Source organism: Macrococcus equi (assembly GCF_047426745.1).
GTDB lineage: Bacteria > Bacillota > Bacilli > Staphylococcales > Staphylococcaceae > Macrococcoides > Macrococcoides equi.
Genome location: NZ_CP179732.1, coordinates 697872 through 717093, shown reverse-complemented (window position 1 = coordinate 717093; position 19222 = coordinate 697872). Strand labels below are relative to the sequence as shown.

Here is a 19222-nt window from a genome sequence, read left to right as displayed (position 1 = left end):
TCTTATAGTTTAATGATATCGTCTCTTTTGCCGTTTAAGTAAGCAAATACTAAACCGATAAAGATACCACCACCGATATAGTTACCAATATACGCAAAGACAATATTTTTTAACACATCAATCCAAGATAATGCGTCGATATTATAGAACATCATACCAGCAAATAATCCTGCATTATACACAACGTGTTCGTAGGCCATAAATACGAAGATAACTACGCCAATACCGACAAAGAATACTTTAGCTAACATTTCTTTACTTTGAAGTGCCAGATAAATACCGATATTGATGAAGAAGTTTGCAAAGATACCTTTAATTAAAATAGCATGCCAGCTTGCTTCGATTGTTTTGGCATTCACAGTTTTTGTTAGTGCTGCAACCATTTCTGGAGTCATTACCTTAGTGCCTGTCATCATCCCAAATAATACGAATCCACCAATAATATTTCCCAGGAAACACAAAGTAAAGATCTTCATAACTTTACTCATAGTAATTGTTTTGAAGTAATAAGCAACTGTAATGTACATGAAGTTACTTGTTAGTAATTCTGATTTCGTAAGTACAATCATGATGAGGGCAATACTGAAAGCAATTGCGCCGAGTAAGTTGACTAAACCATGACCTGCTTCAGCGAATTGAGTTTTTACTGCAAGTTGTAAGACAGCCATGATAGCGAGTAAGAAGCCTGACATAATTGATTTTAATATATATCTTCCTGGTGTTTTGTCAGCCGATACTTCTTTTGCAGCAACCTGATTTAATACGTCTTCAATGTTGCTTTTTGAAGGATAAGAGTCTTCAATAGTTTTTGCTGGAATTTCGATAGCCATTTGTTGTTCCTCCCGATATTTTTAAGAAATATAAGACATTTATTTATACAAAACTATTATATCCGTTGAATACAGCGGTGTATATAATTAATTTGTGAAAAAGTGAACATTATCCAACTATTTTCTCCATAATCAAATCTGTTTGTGCCTCGTCTCCCATCTGGAAGATATGTGAATCTACATGTTTGCAACCCATTTTTTTATAAAAAGCAAGTGCATTAATATTATATTCCCATACACCGAGCCAAATCTTTTGTGCTTTAAAGAAATGTGCACGCTCAAGTGCAAAATTATACAAAAATTTTCCGATGCCTAGTTTCTGAAAAGATTGATCCACATAGATGCGTTCAATCTCCATAGCGTGTGAGCCCATCTCCTCAGTTTGTGCATCTTTGATGTTTATTTTTAAATAGCCGGCAATTTGATTATCGTAATACACAAAATAAAATTCAGAGTGTGGATTGTTTATCTGTTCAAGCATTTTTTCATGTGTGAAGGATGTGGCTAAATAATCATCCATCACTTTATCATTGTTATTGGGTCTAAAAGTTTCATCAAATGTTTTCTTGCTGATGTGTATCAAAGCCTCTAAGTCATTATGAGTAACGGGTTTTATAGAGATATTTTTCAATGAATCGCCAACTTTCCTGTTTATTATTTATTTATATTATCTACATTCAAATCTTAAATATCAACTTGTAAAGTAAAGAGAGAAATGTAATATTCAATATGTATTAAACATTAACATTGGTAATTTATCGTTGACAAAATATAGTTTCAACGGTAGTGTGAAATTAACAAATTAACAAATTAATAAACGCACTAGGGGAGTTTGTAAAAACTGAGATAAAGCTGTAGCTTTAGACCCTTTGAACCTGATCTGGATGATACTAGCGTAGGGAAGTGTATAGTCATAGCATTGTTATGTCTATTTTTCCTTGCGCAGTCTTCTTAATTGAAGGGTGCGTATTTTTATGGAGGAATGGAAATGAATAGAGCAGTAAAGCAAAAAGGTTTAAAGTTGTCGGATATTTTAGTAACAGTATTGGTCGCAGTATTATTTTCTATCGTCTATAACTTTGTATGGTTACCATATGAGGCGATGAAGCCACTAGGATTACATTTAGAACAGTTAGTGTATGGTGTGTGGTTTATGGCAGCTGTGGTAGCTTATTTAATAGTTCCAAAAGCAGGAGTGGCTCTGCTTGCTGAGTTTGCTGCCGGTGCAGGTGAAACGATAGTAATGGGGAAATTTGATATTCCAACGTTTGTTTTCGCATTTTTACAAGGTTTAGCGTGTGAAATAGTATTTATGATTTTTAAATATCGTTCACGAACTGTGATGGTTAGTATTTTAGCAGGTGTTGCAGCAGCGATTATCAGTTTACCTATTGAATATTACTATGGTTATATGTCTGAAGTAGCAGGCTGGAATGTATTGTTATATGTTGTATTGCGTATTATTAGTGGGGCACTTGTTACCGGGTTATTGTCTTACTTAATCGTAAAAGCATTAGATCAGACTGGCGTCACAAAGCTGTTTAGAACTTCAAGCCAAGCTGATTACGATAGTCTGTAAGCATGCTTAAAGTATCCAATTTACGTCTGAAATATCCCGGAGAAACTGAGAAAATATTTGATGGATTAGATATAGAAATTAAAGACAAAGAAAAAGTACTATTGCTAGGTCCGTCAGGCTCAGGAAAAAGTACATTGCTTAACGTATTGAGTGGAATTGTTCCAGATCTAATTGATCTACCGATGAAATATGACGCACTCACAATTCATGATGATTCCAGTGTGATCTTTCAAGATCCTGATAGTCAGTTCTGTATGCCGAAAGTATATGAAGAATTAGCTTTTATTCTAGAGAACAAGAAATTACCGCGAACTATGATGGATGAGAAAATAGTGGATGTGCTGAAAAAGGTGAACTTAAATGTTGATAAAAATCAGCAGATTAGTCAGTTGAGTGGTGGTATGAAACAAAAGCTCGCCATTGCAGGGACATTGCTGCAAAATGCAGACACATTATTTTTAGATGAACCTACAGCCATGCTGGATCATGAAGCGACCAGAAATTTATGGGAACTATTGATTAAGCTTTGGGAGGATCAAACAGTGCTCATTGTTGAACATAAAGTTGAACATATATGGGAGCATGTTGACCGTATTATACTCATGAATCATTCTGGTGAGATTGTAACAAGTGGACATCCAAAGGAAGTACTGGCTAAGCATGAAGCATTATTAAATGAATACGGGGTGTGGCATCCTCATGCTTACAAATGCGCGCCTGAGCCTTTGTTATTTCATCCGCCCGAAGAGCGTTTCAAGTTATCATTGTTGGATGTTGATATTAAACGCAAAGATAAACCGTTATATCATATCGATCATTTAGATGTCAGAGATCATGAATGGATTGCGATAACTGGTAAGAATGGTGCAGGGAAAACAACGTTGTTAGACACGATTATGCAGATTATTCCGCATAACGGTAGTATGAGCTATAATGGCAAAGCACTTCGAAAAATTAAAGATGCTGCACGCCATATGTATCTTGTCTATCAGAATCCAGAGTTGCAGTTTATCCAAAGCAATGTATATGATGAGATTTTCTTTAACTATCAGTTTCTGAATAAAAAGAGTGCAGCTTCAGAGACGGTGGCATTATTAAAGTCATTACAGTTATATCATCTGCGACATAGACATCCGTACGAGTTATCTATGGGACAAAAACGTCGTCTGAGTGTGGCTACTGCATTAAGCACAAAAGCGGATATCATATTGCTGGATGAACCTACTTTTGGGCTGGATAGTAAAAACACCTTTGAACTAATAGAACTCTTCAAAGCACGGGTTGCCGCCGGACAATCGATTATAATGGTGACACATGATGAAAAGTTAATAGAACGCTATCCAACACGTGTGTTCAATATACAAAACGGTCACCTTGCTGAAGTAAGGGGGCTTCAAAATGTATGAGCAGTTTAAGATATATTCAACCTTTCTGAATGAAGCAAATATTATTACTAAATTAATCTTAGGTATTATACTATTTGCCGTTGTAATTTTTATTCATAATTTTGACTGGATGTTATATTTAACGATTTTAATGTTTATATTTATGGTGAGTATGAGTGGTGTCAGAGCTAAATTGATTTTAGTTTTTGTGAGTATGATGTTGTTGTTTAGTTTAACTTCTTCACTCTTTATGGTGTTTTACGGAGATGGACAGACGATGCTATTTGAGTGGGGAATTATTCATATATCAAAAGAAAGTTTGTTTAGAGGATTACATCTGTCTTTAAGGACATTGACAGTGAGTTTTTACGGGCTTTCAATAGCATTTACTAGTGAAGTAGTTAAGATATTCTATAGTTTGATGCAACATCTGAAAATTAAACCTAAATATGCATATGCTTTTATGGCAGCGATTCGTATGGTGCCGCTCATGTTTGAATCATATTTTCAGTTAAAGAATGCACTTAAGATGCGTTATCATGTAATTGATACTAGACAATATAGAGGAATTAAAAGATTAAAGCATTTACTGATACCTTTAATGAGTCAAAATATTAGACGTGCACATCGCCTGTCAGTTGCAATGGAGAAAAAAGGCTTCCATGATGGTGAAAGAACGTACTATTATCAAGTACCGTTTAGCTATAGAGATATTATTTTAATTTTAGTAGTAATCATCATGATGATACTGTCATATATATTGTCAGTACAATTACCGATTACCCATATTCATGATGCTAGATAAATTATCATTGACGCTCCAATGACAAACTGTTAGAATTGTCAGTAATATTAAACAAGTGAGGTAACGTTAATGAATACTTTTGTACAAACTAGTGCAAAATTAAATATGTGGTGGCAGCTGTCATAACTTATATTTATGCTCGTCATAGATATAAGTATCTATGGCGGCTTCATTAGCGTTACTTGAGGCCGATTGCTTATGCATTAGGTCTCTTTTTTTTGAGGCCAATGTGTATGCATTGGCCTCTTTTTTATTTAAAAAATAATGAAATGAGGGATTTCACATGGAAAAAAGATCAGCTTGGGGTTCAAAAATTGGATTTATATTGGCCAGTGCCGGTTCGGCGATAGGACTCGGTGCAATGTGGAAGTTTCCTTATGTTATGGCGGACAACGGTGGCGCAGCATTTCTTGTATTGTTCATGATATTCACCTTATTTATTGGTCTGCCGTTATTATTAGCGGAATTTGTAATTGGACGACATGGCAAAACATATAGTACGGATGTATTTGGGAAAATTACCGGCAATAGATATTATAATCTGATTGGTCATCTTGGAAATATTGGTGTGTTCTTTTTACTGAGCTTTTATAGTGTCATAGGTGGATGGATATTACTGTATATGATTAGAACGATTTACGTAATTTTTACGGGAACACATACAAAAAACTATGAAAACTTATTTGGTCAGTTAATCAGTAACCCGGTATATGCGATATTTGGAGCATTATTATTTATATTACTCACTGCATTCATTGTTTCTAAAGGGATTCAAGACGGTATTGAAAAAGCTTCTAAAGTGATGATGCCATTGCTATTTATCGCATTTTTAATCATTATTATCCGTTCGTTAACATTACCGAATGCTATAGAAGGTGTGGTTTATTTCTTAAAGCCTGATTTTACATCGCTGAATACCGAAGGGGTGCTCTTTGCACTTGGACAATCATTTTTCTCATTATCAGTAGGTTTTGGTGGAATGCTAACGTATGCCTCTTACTTAGATAAAAAGACGGATATCGTACAATCAGGTTTTTCGGTTGTTGGATTAAATATTCTTGTCACGCTATTAGCAGGACTGGCAATATTCCCTGCAACAGCTTCGCTTGGCATTGATAATGCTCAAGGACCTGGCTTACTCTTTATTGTATTACCTTATGTGTTTGACCAGTTACCGATGGGAAGTATTTTTTATTTAATTTTCTTATCATTATTCTTTTTTGCAACGATTACCTCATCAATTTCATTAATAGAGATTAACGTTTCTAATGCTATTAAAAATGATGAGCGTAAGCGTAAAAAGGCTGTATATGTAATTTCAGCTCTGCTATTTATACTGTGCATTCCTTCTGCACTATCTAGTGGTTTACTGAGTGATGTGAAATTTGGTGCTGGTACCTTCTTTGATAACATGGATTATCTAGTATCGAATATTATGTTACCAATTGGAGCGTTATGCTTTGCTTTATTTACAGATTATCGTTTAAATAAAGCAATCGCCAAAGAAGAATTGATGGATGAGAAATATAAAGGATTGTTTACTGTATGGGTATTTTTGTTAAGATTTATTATACCGATTGTTATCATCGCTGTATTTATTTCGTTATTAATGAAGTAAATGAGAAACTCTTTATATAAATGATATTATTCAAGTGAAATATATTTTTTTGATATTTATATTCGTGAACAAAATGTGAATGAAACAGCTTAAAGAATTTAGATGTTTTAAGAGTAAGTTAGTTGACTTAATTTTTCCCTCATGTAATAATAAGTTGTGTAGAGATTAGAATTATTCTAATCTAGAAACTAATAATTATTATCCAGGAGGAATTTATCCATGTCATTAATCAATAAAGAAATCTTACCATTCACAGCAAATGCTTACGATCCAAAAGAAGACAAATTCATTGAAGTATCAAATGAGTCAATGAAAGGAAGCTGGAGCATTGTATGCTTCTACCCAGCAGACTTCACATTCGTATGCCCGACTGAATTAGAAGATTTACAAGAGCAATATGAAACATTACAAGGATTAGGTGTCAATGTATATTCAGTATCTTGTGACACACATTTTACACATAAAGCTTGGCATGATCATTCAGAAGCTATCGGAAAAATTAAATACACAATGATTGGTGATCCATCTCACTTAATCGCTAACAACTTTGACGTATTAGATGAAGAAGCAGGTCTTGCACAACGTGCAACATTCTTAATCGATCCAAATGGTGTTGTTCAAACAATGGAAATCAACAACGATGGTATCGGTCGTGACGCTTCAGTATTAGTTGATAAAGTTAAAGCTGCTCAATATGTTGCATCTCATGACGGAGAAGTATGTCCTGCAAAATGGAAAGAAAGCGGCGAAACTTTAACACCAGGTTTAGATTTAGTAGGTAAAATCTAAGTTAATCCCAATTGAATATTTAAAGTGAGACACAACGTAAATGTTACGTTGTGCTCTCTTTTGCTATAAAATATGGAAATTTATCCTTAAAAGGAGGAAATGTAATTGTTGAATGAAACATTGAAACAACAATTAGCTCAATATTTAGAGTTAATGGAAGGCGATGTAGTGATTACTGCAAGTGCTGGAGAAGACAAAGTAAGTAAAGATATGATGGCGTTATTAAATCAAATTGAGTCAATGTCTTCACGTATCACATTAAAAGAAGCTCAATTAAAACGTACACCAAGTTTCACTTTAGCCAGAAGTGGAGAAGAAGCACGCATTACGTTTGCTGGTGTACCTCTAGGACATGAATTTACTTCATTAGTGTTAGCATTATTACAAGTTAGTGGTCGTGCGCCTAAAGTTGAACAGTCAGTGATTGATCAGATTAAAAAGCTTGAAGGACCATTTAATTTTGAAACATATATTAGCTTAACATGTACGAAATGTCCTGATGTCGTTCAGGCATTAAATATGATGGCAGTTTTAAATCCTGATATTACACATACAATGATTGACGGGGCAGCATTCAGAGAAGAATCTAAAGATATTATGGCTGTACCGACAATGTACTTAGATGGTAGTGAATTTGGCAGCGGTAAAGCGACTGTTGAGGAAATCATTGCGAAACTTGGCGGTGGTGCTGATGCGTCAGAATTTGATGCTAAAGCAACATTTGACGTATTAGTTATCGGTGGTGGTCCGGCAAGTGGTAGTGCTGCAATATATGCTGCGCGTAAAGGCTTACGTACGGGTATTGTTGCAGAGCGTATCGGTGGTCAAGTAAATGATACAGCAGGTATCGAAAACTTCATTACAGTAAAAGAAACAACTGGACCAGAATTCTCTGAGAATTTAAAACAACATATCAATAGTTATGATATTGACGTCATGAATGCGGTACGAGTTGAGTCTATCGCTAAAATTGATGATTTAGTGCATGTAACTTTAGAAAATGGTGGTAAACTAACATCTAAAACATTAATCATCGGTACAGGTGCAAAATGGCGTAACATGAATGTCCCTGGTGAAGCTGAATATCAAACGAAAGGTGTTGCTTATTGTCCTCACTGTGACGGACCTTTATTTGAAGGTAAACGTGTTGCAGTTGTGGGTGGTGGTAACTCAGGTGTTGAAGCAGCAATTGATTTAGCAGGGATTGTAGAACATGTAACATTACTTGAATTCGGTGAAGAATTACGCGCTGATAAAGTGTTACAAGATCGATTAGCTTCATTATCTAATACTGAAATTATTAAATCGGCTGCTACAAAAGAATTAACGGGTGATGACAAGTTAAAGGCATTGACATATGTTGATCGTAATACAAATGAAGAACATACGATTGAATTAGAAGGTGTATTCGTTCAAATTGGTTTAGTGCCAAGTACTGAGTTTGTCGGTGATGTTGTAGCAAAAAATAATCGCGGTGAGATCATTGTCGATAAAAATGGTGCTACAAATGTACCCGGAATATTTGCAGCAGGTGACTGTACAGATCAAACATACAAACAAATCATTATTTCTATGGGTTCAGGTGCGACTGCAGCATTAAGTGCATTTGATTATTTAATCAGAAACTAAGAAAATATTTATTTAAGGGATTGCTCTTTCGAGCAATCCCTTTTGTATTATAATAGAAATAAAAAGGGGGCCATAGCGTGAGAAAAATATTATTGCTGGTCTTGATATGTATAATAATGAGTGGTTGCCGGGAACAATCAGCGACGAATAAAAATAGTCATGAAAAAGTAATCATTACAGTTTCAGCAGCGGCGAGTTTAAAAAATGCTTTAAGTGAAGTAGAGAAGGAGTATGAAAAAAAGCATAATCATGTCGATATTAAATTTAATTATGGAGCTTCAGGAGCCCTGGCACGACAAATCATATCAGGAGCACCTGTAGATATATTTTTTTCTGCTGCTGAAGATAAGACAAATGGACTCGTGCAGCATAAAGTTGTAGATAAGCAAGATGTAACAAGCTTACTGAAGAATCATCTTGTACTGATTTCTAATAAAAAATTGTCGTCAGTTAACGATTTGCAAGATAAAAAAATAGAAAAAATTGCACTAGGTAACCCTGAAACTGTACCGGCTGGAATGTATAGTAAGCAAGTGCTTGATCAGTCAAAGTTGTATCAAAAAGTAAAATCAAAAATAGTGCAGACAAAAGATGTGCGTCAAGTCCTTACATATGTTGAAACAGGCAATACTGAAGCTGGTATTGTATATACTTCTGACTTACATTCAGATAATAATATCAAATATAAGATTCGGATCGATGATAAGTTACATGATACGATAACCTATCCAATCGCCAAAATAAAAACTACAAAGCACAAACAGGAAACAGATGAACTTTATCAATACTTAATAAGTAAGCAATGCAAGAAAATATATCAATCATACGGATTCGATATTAAGTAGCAGTTATATTATTTAAAAGGGGAGTTATTATGGGGGATTTAACAAATGAACAAAAATTAGAAAAGTATTTTAGTAAAAATACCCAGTGGCAGGAAGCAAATCAATTGTTAAGAAAAATAATTCAGGAATTTGATTTAGTAGAGGAGTATAAATGGATGCATCCATGTTATACACTAAATGGCAAAAATGTGGTACTCATTCATGGCTTTAAAAATTATGTTGCTCTGCTCTTTCATAAGGGAATCTTGCTTGAAGATAAATATAATATGTTGATTCAACAAACAGAGCATGTTCAGGTAGATCGTCAATTACGCTTTACTTCTGTTGAAGAAATAGAGGAAAAAGCCGATACCATCCGTTTTTATATTGCTGAGGCAATTCGTGTGGAGGAGTCGGGGAAACAACCTTTGAAGCAGTCGCCTGCAACATTAGAAATTCCTGTTGAACTTGAAGAGGCTTTTAATGAAAATTCAAAACTGAAAGAAGCGTTTTATCTCTTAACACCAGGGCGTCAGCGCGCATATATTATAGAAATTAATAAAGCAAAACGCAGTGAAACAAGAAGAAATCGTATTGCTAAATATACAGATAAAATTTATCAGGGAAAAGGTTTACTAGAAAGATAATATTACGTTAATTATGGTTTTTTTTAGTTATATTAATGTTATAATATGTTAATAATAGAAATTGATTATTTACATTACTTGGATAAAAACTCGCTTGCAATCACTCACATTCAAAAATATAATGAATTAAACAGCTTTCTAAACTAAAGCAAAATTGAGACAAAGGATAATGACGATGGCCAAATTAAATTTTATCCCAATCATTTTGGGTGCTAATATACATGCGTACGCTGCCGCTGCAAGCTTTCATAAAGATTATAAGAAAAAGTCGGTAATTGTAGCAGCAGATTACTTATCATTCACAAAGTTTTCTACGCTGATTAGTGAATATTATATAGATAAAATGATATATGACGATGAAGTATTTATTGATACTTTTGAAAAGATAGCTTTGAAATACAGCAAAAAGAATCGCAAACTGCTTCTTGTAGCAACAACAGATGAATACGTTAAGCTACTTATTAAACACGAAGCAAGATTACGAGAACACTTTACCTTTAACTTCCCAACACAGGAGTTATTTAACCGTCTTTATTATAAGAAAAATTTCTATGAAACAGTGGCTTCTTTTGGTCTGGATATTCCTGCAACGTATCATTTTAATCTTGCAACGCTTGAAACCTTCAATGAACCCATTAGATTTCCGGTAATTATTAAAGTAGATGATGGAACAGCATATTTTAATTTGAAGTTTAAAGAGAAACAAAAAATTTATGTCTTGGATAGCTATGAAGAAATCGATCAGACAATTGAGTTACTACATAATAATGGTTATCGCGAAGATATTATTATTCAGGAGTTTATCGAGGGTAGCGATCAGGATTTATGGGATATTGTGTATTATAGCGATTCGAATGGTAACGCTCAGGTTATTACACTAGCTCAAGTATTATTGCAGGAGCCTGCGATGACAGCAATCGGTAATTATACAGCACTCATTACAAGATTTGATAAGACGTTGATGGATAAAGTCATTCAAATGATGGAGGCATTGAACTACACAGGATTTGCTAATTTTGATTTGAAATATGATGCAAGAGACGGTAAATTTAAATTTTTCGAAGTGAATCTTCGTGCAGGACGCTCAAGTTCATATGTAAAAGAAACAGGATATTCTATTGCAAGGTGTTATGTTGAGGATTTAATTTTAAATCAGTCACATCCTGTGAAATACCTGGACACAACGCATTTGTTTACAGTAGTCCCAAAAAATATTATTCTGCAATACGTAAAACAAAAGTCATTACGCAAAGAAATTAAGCAATTAATATATAAACATCGTTATTATAATCCATTATTTTATGCGAAGGATCTATCTTTGAAACGTAAGTCATATCTTTTCATGAGGAATGCAAAGTATTATTTAAAATATAAAAATAGTCAGTGGTATAAAAATCAAAAATAATCACTCTTTACGAGTGGTTATTTTTTTGATTTGAAAAGCTAATTTTCGGTGAGATGATAGTGTAAGTGATAGAATACTATAGGATGAAAAATAAATAAATTAGGTGATTGTTTGATAAAGTATTATAAATCTTTATTTTATGTAGATATTGAAAAAATCAATATTTCTAAAGGGTTTCTTCAGTTTATTTTAATGCTGATTCCCATGTTATATGGCTATTTCTCGGGCAATTTATTTATTAGAACAGATTAGTTTTGCACTGCATCGAGTCATTAAAGATGGCGCAGTACTGTCTATTGATGATGAAGCGATGGAGCAATATTTAGTAGTCTTTGAAAATTGTGCGAAGTACTTTGAACGTAATGAACATTTTAGCAAAATTGATTTAGAGCCGCTTGATAGATATCATCAAATACATGATGCATTGATAGATTTACAAAGATATAAAAATGAGAGTGAATCAGGGGATAGATAACTATTACCTGATTTTTTATATGCTTTTTGATAATTGTTTATTTACAATAATAAAACAGAAAATTTATAGTATTTCAATCACTTCCTCGTTACACTAAAGACAAGTCATCTTTAAAGGAGTAACTTATGAAAAAAGATATAAAACTTTTATTTTCGATACCTATTATTAGCTGGGCGCTTTATGATTTTAGTAACACAATTTTTAGTGCCAATATCGTCACTTTGTTTTTCCCTCAATTTGTTACCGAGCAATTTGGAACAGATCCAGTAACTGAACAGGTATCATCGACATGGATTGCATATTCAGCCAGTGTAGCGGCATTACTACTTATCATATTAAGCCCGATTTATGGTGTATATATTGATAGAACACAGAAGAAAAAGAAGTGGGTTATTATATTTACGTTAATCGTATTTATGTGTACTTTTTTAATGGGCTATATCTATCAAAGTGGTATAGATCAAGAAATATGGGGGATACCATTATCATTTTTACTCATTATTATATTATTTACTGTGGCAAAATTTATGTATAATTCCAGCCTCGTATTTTATGATGCAATGATGAGTAGTCTGGCACCTAGAGAGGATCATTCAGTGCTGTCAGGATTTGGTGTGGCGTTAGGATATCTAGGCACTTTGTTCGGTGTGCTCACAGTGATGGCTCTAGTAGGGACTGGTGATGCTGGTAAGACCTTTATTCCAACAGCTATTTTATTTTTAATTTTTAGTCTACCTATTTTTATTTTTGGTAAGGATGGTGACAAACACAATAAAATAATACAAAGCAATGAAAAGGTCAGCCTATCTTCTGGTTACAGAGAAGTTGTGTCGACTTATAAACTTGCAAGACAAGAGCCTGCAATTTATGTTTTTTTAATTGTTTATTTCTTTTTAAATGATGCTCTTGCTACCGCTATTAGTATGATGCAGCCTTATGCGACTACTGTCGTTGGATTTACTTCAAGTGAATTTATCAAAATATTTATGATTGCAACAGTTTTTAGTGTAATCGGTGCATTTATTTTTGGTTACATTGCTAAAAGTATCGGCTCACTAAAAGCTCTGCACTATGTCGCACTCGTTTTGATGGTTGCGTTGATTATTGCAAGCTTGCCTTTACCGAAAGCAACTTTTTATATTTGTGCCATTTTATTTGGCATAGCGATGGGATCTATATGGGTGATTTCAAGAACTTTGATCATTGAATTATCACCTCCAGGAAAAGAAGGTCAATTCTTCGGATTGTTTTCGATGAGTGGTAAATTATCTGCGGTATTTGGACCATTTATTTATGGCACGATTACTTTAATCTTGAAAGATTTTGGACCACTAGCTAGTCGAATAGCTATTTTATCATTATTTGTGATGGCATTTGGCGCATACATCCTTCATTACAAAGTCATTCGTTTAAGCAGTAATCGCAAGATAATTTAAATTTAATTTGAATATATTTGATGCATCTGTTCAAAACGCACTAAACTTTATTTCATAAATTATAAAATTTTTGGTTAATTTTGTGAAAAGTATTTCGAAATTATTTCGATTTTGTTATGATAATTTTAAAGCAATATTAAAATAATAATATGGAGGAAACAGCATGAAAAAATCAAAAGGATTGTTGGTAGGTATTATTGCAGCACTAGCTTTAATTATCGGTGGTGGAGCAGCAGCGTATTTCTTCGTATCCAACACACCTAAAAATGCTTATCTGAAAAGTGAACAGCAATCTTTACAAACGATGCAGGATTATTTTAATAATCGTTTTGAAAATGAAACGAAATTCCAGGAAAAAATGAAAGATGAAAACTATGCAATGAACTTAAAGCTTGGAGCAGATATTCCTGAATCTTTAGTAGCTCAAATGGGTGTTCCTAAATCTGCAATTGATTCATCTAACATTATTTTGGATATGGCACATGACAATAAGAATAAACTATCTAATTTAAGTATTACACCAACACTTGCAGATAATAAAATTGGTGAATTTGCATGGCAGGCAGATGAGAAAAATCAATATTTTTCTGCACCGGTATTGGATAATGTCTTAAGTGTACCTAATAACAAAATCATTGAAACATTTGAAAAAATTTCAGGCTCTCCAATGGATGAAACAATGACAAATGATTCACTAAATTTAAATAATTTATTAGGTAATGCTCAAATTTCACAAGAAGATGTAAAGAAAATTGTAGATCGTTATGGTAAAACTTTTATCGATAATTTAAAAGATGATCAGTTCAAAAAAGATAATGAAAAAGTAAAGATCTTCGATGAAGAAAAAAATCTTGATAAATTAACGATGACGTTACAACCAAAAGATATGAAAAAAGTACTTGTAAAAATGTTAGAGCAAGCTAAAGATGATAAAGAACTTAAAGAATTAGTTACGAAACAAGGTAATGGTGTCGATTATGATAAAGAGATTAAGAAGTTACTAAAAGAAACTAAAGATCAAAAAGAATCAGAATTTCCTAAAGTTGTATCTACAATCTATGTGGAAGGTAAAGAAATTTTAAAACGTGATTTAGTTATTACAAGTGATAAAGAGGAATTGAAGCTTAACGCATTAACTCAAATTGATGACAATGTAAAAGTAGACATTAAAGGTTCAACAAAAGATGTATCAAATGGCTTTGTATTAACAGGGGAATCAAATAAAAAAGATGACCGCTATAAAGATGATTATAAAATGACAATTAATGATAATGGTGAAAAAGCTATCACTTTCGTAAATGAATCAAAAACAGATGGTGATAAACGTACGGATAAAGGTACGATTGATTTATCTCAAGTTGCAGGTCAGGATTTAAAACTGGATTATACAAATGACATGGTTACAGATATCGGAAATAATGAACAAAAACAAAAAGCAGAATTCTCTATGAATGTTCAAAACGAACCAATTAAATTCATGATTGATGCAGTAACGAAGTTAAAACAAGATGTAAAAGTTAAAAAAGACGGTGCTAAAGATTTAAGTAAGATGTCAACAAGTGAAATTGAAGATTTACAAAAACAAATTTCAAAAAATGCAGGTAAAGTCTTTGAAGATGCTGCAAAAGATCTAAAATAGAATACGAGAAAAGATTATTTATATGAAAAGGAGTGATAAATGTGAAACGTCAGTTATTCAGCATTTATCACTCTTTCTTATTGAAAAAGTGGTATTTGCTAATTTATATATTATTGTTATTTATTGCATCACTTGGCATTTTATTAGGGTTATCTGTATATAAAGATCATCAAAACGACAAATTTTCGATTGGACTAGTGGATCAGGATCATTCAAAGGAAACGGAGCTTATATTAAAAGCCATTGGTGACGGTCAGAGCATGGGTAGTGATATTGAATTAAAGCGCTATGATGAGTTGACAGCAAGAAAAAAATTAGCACAACATGCACTTGATGGCTATTTTGTATTTGATAAAGGAATGACGCGCGTATTTTATAAACAAGGCAATCTCCCTATCTCTGTTTATACATATGATAAACAATCACTAGAAAGCATCATCATCTATCAATTGACAGACTCTGTTTACAGTCGCTTAATGCTATCAATGGGTGGTGCGAAAACATATAAAACACTATATCCTGAAACAACGAAAGACGAAATGTTAACGATGATGACAGATATGTTATTTACAGGACTCGACCGTAATGGATCTTTTGATGAATCGCCAGTAAAATTGTATGATACATATCAATACTACACATTATCTGCATACTTTATAGGTGTATATTTGTTCTTCTTATCTTTATTTAATATTTTAAAGATGAATCAGGATAAAGCGCTAAAAGAGAGACTGACGATGTTCCATTTCTCATTTGAAAAACTTACAATTGTCAGAGGAATAATCAGTTTTCTATATACATTAATCATAGCGAGTATTATGCTGTTTCTTATTATAAAATGGTTGCCTTCTGATTTTGAAAGCTATAATGTAGGACCTTTAGCAGGCAATATACTGCTATATATATTGTTAATTGCTCTGTTATTGATACTCATTGAAATGATGCCTAAAGCATTACACTTGCTTTTGAAGGGTGTATTAACACTGTTTGTTGTCGTATTTTCAGGAGCAACAATACCTTCTATATACTTTAAAGATGTATTAGGTGGTACGATTTACAATCAGCCATTAAGCCATGTATTCAATCATTTCGTAGAACTGGTGCTTAATAACTATTTGATTAAAACAGATATATGGTTTTATTTTAGTATAATTGCCGTATTCATCCTGCTAATTATTACACTTATCTGGAGGTATAGACGATGAAATCAATACTATACCTAGTTATAAAGAAACAATGGCAATCCTATATTGCTTTATTATTAGCAATCTTTTTGTCATGTATAGCATTATATACTATGCAGCAGAAGATGAATGAAGTGTTCAAAATGCCGATTGCAGTACAGGATTTAGATCAAACGCATGCATCAAAAGCACTTATCACGTCTTTATCGAAAAATCCATTTGTAGTCATCAAGCGATTAGATAACGATGATGCCTTTATTGAAGATAGTATAAAAACAAATAATGCAGTACTCAGTTTTTCGATTCCTGAAGGCTTTGAACAGAAATTAAAAGATAAGTCCCTACGTGATGCTATTCCTCTTTATTACAGAGATGACTTCGTCGGTACCATTGCCCAGGAAATAACGAGTAAAACTTTATACGAAGAACAAATTCCATTTATCGTAACACATCATATCAATCAATATAAAAAAGTATCGTTACAATCAGTACAACATCAATATAAACAAAAAACTCCGACCAATCAGTTAAAGCAATTTGCGATTGGGAAACATCAGGACACATCTATTAGTTTGAGTGTCATTTTTGCAGTCTTCCTCTTTATCTCAATGATTCAAATTGTACTACATCAAAGATTAAAACAAGATGCAGCACTCAATCGTCTCTATATGTTTAGACATACAAAGTTGTATCTGCATTTGATATATGTTGTGATACATACGTTGCTCATCATTCTGTCTCTTTTCATGGTGGCGCAGTTAATGCAGCAGCACATGAGTTTGACGTTTTATTTATTATGTTTAATCGTAACAATTATCTATGAGCTGATATTAAGTATATTATTATTCAAAGTAAAAACAACAAGTCACAGATTGTTTATGACAGTTACATTTACTATTGCATTGATATCTTTATATATCGCTGCAGTAACTGGAGGATTAATATGATAGAAATTCAAAATTTAACAAAACGTTTTGGTGAAAAACAAATCTTTAATCATTTAAATACAACATTTAATCATCAGGCAGTAACGATATTGCTGGGTGAAAATGGAGCCGGTAAGTCGACATTATTACGTATGATAGCTAAGCTCGATACTCAAGATGCTGGTGAAATAAAATATTTTGGAAAAACATTGTCTACTAAAGCATTGAGAGATACTTTAGGTTATATCCCTCAGGATATTGCATTATTTGAACATATGACTGTAGCTGAAAATATTAATTTTTTTAAAGGACTATATAAAAATCCGGTAAGTGAGGAAGTCATCAAGTCTTATAAGCAATCTTTAAATCTTACCGAAGATAAAGCTAAAGTACAATCGTTATCTGGTGGTACAAAACGCAAAGTGAATATGTTGGTTGGACTGCTTGGAAATCCTGAAATTATTATTCTGGATGAGCCAACAGTAGGCATTGATTTAAAATCACGATATGATATTCATCGTTTAATAAATGAACTTAAACAAAATAAACTTATAATATTAACTACGCATCATCTGGATGAAGTTGAAGCAATCGGGGATAGTATTAAATTGATCGGAAAAGACCCCTTCTATAAACAAGTGTTAGTTGAAAAAGGCTGGGTATTTGAAGATATGTTACAATCAATTTAAATGAACAATGGAGGTAATACATGCATAAATTTGATCCTTTTTTTGATAAAATCAATAATGAAATTCACAGCAATAAGTTACAAGAATTGTTCGAATGGATTGAAAGTAATTTCCCGGACTTAGAGCGTGAATTTAAATGGAACACACCAATGTATTCACATCATGGCACGTTTATTTTAGGGATTAGTACGGCGAAACCACACATATCAATTGCACCAGAGAATCATACGATGTCAGTATTTAAAGATAAAATTGATGCATCAGGTTATGCGCAGACTAAAGGATTGTATAAAGTAAAGTGGAACGACACAATGAACTATGATCTTCTGAGAGAAATCATTGAATATAATATAGAAGACAAACAGGACGTTAATACGTTTTGGAGAAAATAAGAATAGGCTTGAGATGATTTTAGTTATTAAATTTTAATGGGACGTACCAAATGTGGGTACGTTCTTTTTTTATTATTAACTAAAACATTTGTATTGACTAATTATAATTATTAAGTATAATAATTATATCAAATATAAAAAATAAACTTATTTTGAAGGAGTAATTAACATGACTAAAGTACTATATATCACAGGACATCCAAATGATGAAACAGTTTCATTTTCTATGGCTACAGGGAAAGCATTTATTGAAAGTTATAAAGCGGCTAATCCTGAGCATGAAGTGAAACACATTGATTTATACGAAACATTTATTCCATTAATCGATAAAGAAGTTTTTGCAGGCTGGGGTAAATTACAATCAGGTGAAGCATTCGAAGCTTTATCAGAAACAGAGCAACAAAAAGTTTCACGTTTAAATGAATTAAGTGATGAGTTTGTAGCGGCAGATAAATACGTATTTGTTACACCAATGTGGAATTTATCTTTCCCGGCCATTGTAAAAGCATATATTGATGCAGTAGCAGTTGCAGGCAAAGCATTTAAATACACTGAAAATGGTCCTGTAGGATTATTAACAGATAAAAAAGCATTATTGATTCAAGCACGTGGTGGATTCTATTCTGAAGGACCAGCGGCAGATTTTGAATTAGGTAACCGATACCTTCAAACAATCTTAGGATTCTTTGGGATTCCAAGTGTTGAAGAAATTATTATTGAAGGACAAAACGCTGTACCTGATCAAGCAGAGACGATTAAAGCAAAAGCAATTGAGAAAGCTCAAAACTTAGCTGAGAAATTCTAACTGAATAAAGTATTAGATCGAACCAGCTATAAATTGCAATTTAATTTATAGTTGGTTCGTTTTTTATATTGGTGCAAGGGGTCAATAAATCTTAATATTGTGAACTTGTTGTGAACGTTATCATCCTCTATATGATGATGGTATAATGAAAAAAATGCTAATAAT

General features: G+C 33.0%; 19 protein-coding genes and 1 riboswitch. Of the genes, 17 read left to right on the top strand and 2 right to left on the bottom strand.

Annotation, left to right across the window (positions count from 1 at the left end; genetic code table 11):
- Positions 1–2: 2 nt before the first annotated feature.
- Positions 3–830 (bottom strand): formate/nitrite transporter family protein, encoded by an 828-nt coding sequence (locus ACMGE6_RS03790; RefSeq protein ID WP_414054490.1) that lies wholly within the window; start codon positions 828–830, stop codon positions 3–5.
- Positions 831–939: 109 nt separating this feature from the next.
- On the bottom strand, positions 940–1461 hold the full coding sequence (locus ACMGE6_RS03785; RefSeq protein ID WP_414054489.1) for a GNAT family N-acetyltransferase: 522 nt from the start codon (positions 1459–1461) through the stop codon (positions 940–942).
- A gap of 183 nt (positions 1462–1644) precedes the next feature.
- A riboswitch (TPP riboswitch) is annotated at positions 1645–1749 on the top strand.
- A gap of 69 nt (positions 1750–1818) precedes the next feature.
- Here ACMGE6_RS03785 and ACMGE6_RS03780 point away from each other — a divergent pair.
- The 17 genes from ACMGE6_RS03780 (at position 1819) to ACMGE6_RS03700 (ending at position 19057) form a co-directional block, all read left to right on the top strand.
- Positions 1819–2409: an ECF transporter S component gene (locus tag ACMGE6_RS03780; RefSeq protein WP_414054488.1), complete on the top strand. Its 591-nt coding sequence runs from the start codon at positions 1819–1821 to the stop codon at positions 2407–2409.
- Positions 2410–2411: 2 nt separating this feature from the next.
- On the top strand, positions 2412–3815 hold the full coding sequence (locus ACMGE6_RS03775) for an ABC transporter ATP-binding protein (RefSeq protein WP_414054487.1): 1404 nt from the start codon (positions 2412–2414) through the stop codon (positions 3813–3815).
- Entirely contained in the window at positions 3808–4599 is a 792-nt protein-coding gene (locus ACMGE6_RS03770; protein ID WP_414054486.1) for an energy-coupling factor transporter transmembrane component T family protein, read from the top strand. The genes ACMGE6_RS03775 and ACMGE6_RS03770 overlap by 8 nt, the downstream gene beginning before the upstream one ends.
- A gap of 283 nt (positions 4600–4882) precedes the next feature.
- Positions 4883–6217: a sodium-dependent transporter gene (locus ACMGE6_RS03765; RefSeq protein ID WP_414054485.1), complete on the top strand. Its 1335-nt coding sequence runs from the start codon at positions 4883–4885 to the stop codon at positions 6215–6217.
- A 219-nt stretch (positions 6218–6436) separates the two neighbouring features.
- Positions 6437–7006 carry an alkyl hydroperoxide reductase subunit C gene (ahpC, locus tag ACMGE6_RS03760; RefSeq protein ID WP_414045224.1) on the top strand — a complete coding sequence of 190 codons (570 nt, stop codon included), beginning with the start codon at positions 6437–6439 and terminating at the stop codon, positions 7004–7006.
- Positions 7007–7111: 105 nt separating this feature from the next.
- Positions 7112–8635, top strand: a complete 1524-nt coding sequence (gene ahpF / locus ACMGE6_RS03755; RefSeq protein ID WP_414054484.1) for an alkyl hydroperoxide reductase subunit F — start codon at positions 7112–7114, stop codon at positions 8633–8635.
- Positions 8636–8712: 77 nt separating this feature from the next.
- Positions 8713–9480 (top strand): molybdate ABC transporter substrate-binding protein, encoded by a 768-nt coding sequence (gene modA / locus ACMGE6_RS03750; protein ID WP_414054483.1) that lies wholly within the window; start codon positions 8713–8715, stop codon positions 9478–9480.
- A 29-nt stretch (positions 9481–9509) separates the two neighbouring features.
- A complete protein-coding gene (locus tag ACMGE6_RS03745) occupies positions 9510–10106 on the top strand; it encodes a YdeI/OmpD-associated family protein (RefSeq protein WP_414054482.1) in 597 nt (198 codons plus the stop codon).
- 175 nt (positions 10107–10281) lie between these two features.
- On the top strand, positions 10282–11511 hold the full coding sequence (locus ACMGE6_RS03740) for a carboxylate--amine ligase (protein WP_414054481.1): 1230 nt from the start codon (positions 10282–10284) through the stop codon (positions 11509–11511).
- Between the two features lie 211 nt (positions 11512–11722).
- A complete protein-coding gene (locus tag ACMGE6_RS03735; RefSeq protein ID WP_414054480.1) occupies positions 11723–11986 on the top strand; it encodes a hypothetical protein in 264 nt (87 codons plus the stop codon).
- A 125-nt stretch (positions 11987–12111) separates the two neighbouring features.
- Positions 12112–13422: an MFS transporter gene (locus tag ACMGE6_RS03730; RefSeq protein WP_414054479.1), complete on the top strand. Its 1311-nt coding sequence runs from the start codon at positions 12112–12114 to the stop codon at positions 13420–13422.
- Positions 13423–13585: 163 nt separating this feature from the next.
- A complete protein-coding gene (locus ACMGE6_RS03725) occupies positions 13586–15061 on the top strand; it encodes a hypothetical protein (protein ID WP_414054478.1) in 1476 nt (491 codons plus the stop codon).
- Between the two features lie 41 nt (positions 15062–15102).
- Positions 15103–16266: an ABC transporter permease gene (locus ACMGE6_RS03720; protein WP_414054477.1), complete on the top strand. Its 1164-nt coding sequence runs from the start codon at positions 15103–15105 to the stop codon at positions 16264–16266.
- A complete protein-coding gene (locus tag ACMGE6_RS03715; protein ID WP_414054476.1) occupies positions 16263–17192 on the top strand; it encodes an ABC transporter permease in 930 nt (309 codons plus the stop codon). The genes ACMGE6_RS03720 and ACMGE6_RS03715 overlap by 4 nt, the downstream gene beginning before the upstream one ends.
- Positions 17189–17860, top strand: coding sequence for an ABC transporter ATP-binding protein (locus ACMGE6_RS03710; protein ID WP_414054475.1), 672 nt, complete (start codon positions 17189–17191; stop codon positions 17858–17860). Before ACMGE6_RS03715 ends, ACMGE6_RS03710 begins: the two co-directional genes overlap by 4 nt.
- A gap of 20 nt (positions 17861–17880) precedes the next feature.
- The gene (locus tag ACMGE6_RS03705; RefSeq protein ID WP_414045213.1) at positions 17881–18252 is read left to right on the top strand and encodes an iron chaperone; all 372 of its coding nucleotides are present in this window, start codon (positions 17881–17883) and stop codon (positions 18250–18252) included.
- A gap of 169 nt (positions 18253–18421) precedes the next feature.
- The gene (locus ACMGE6_RS03700; protein WP_414054474.1) at positions 18422–19057 is read left to right on the top strand and encodes an FMN-dependent NADH-azoreductase; all 636 of its coding nucleotides are present in this window, start codon (positions 18422–18424) and stop codon (positions 19055–19057) included.
- The last annotated feature ends 165 nt before the right edge of the window (positions 19058–19222 follow it).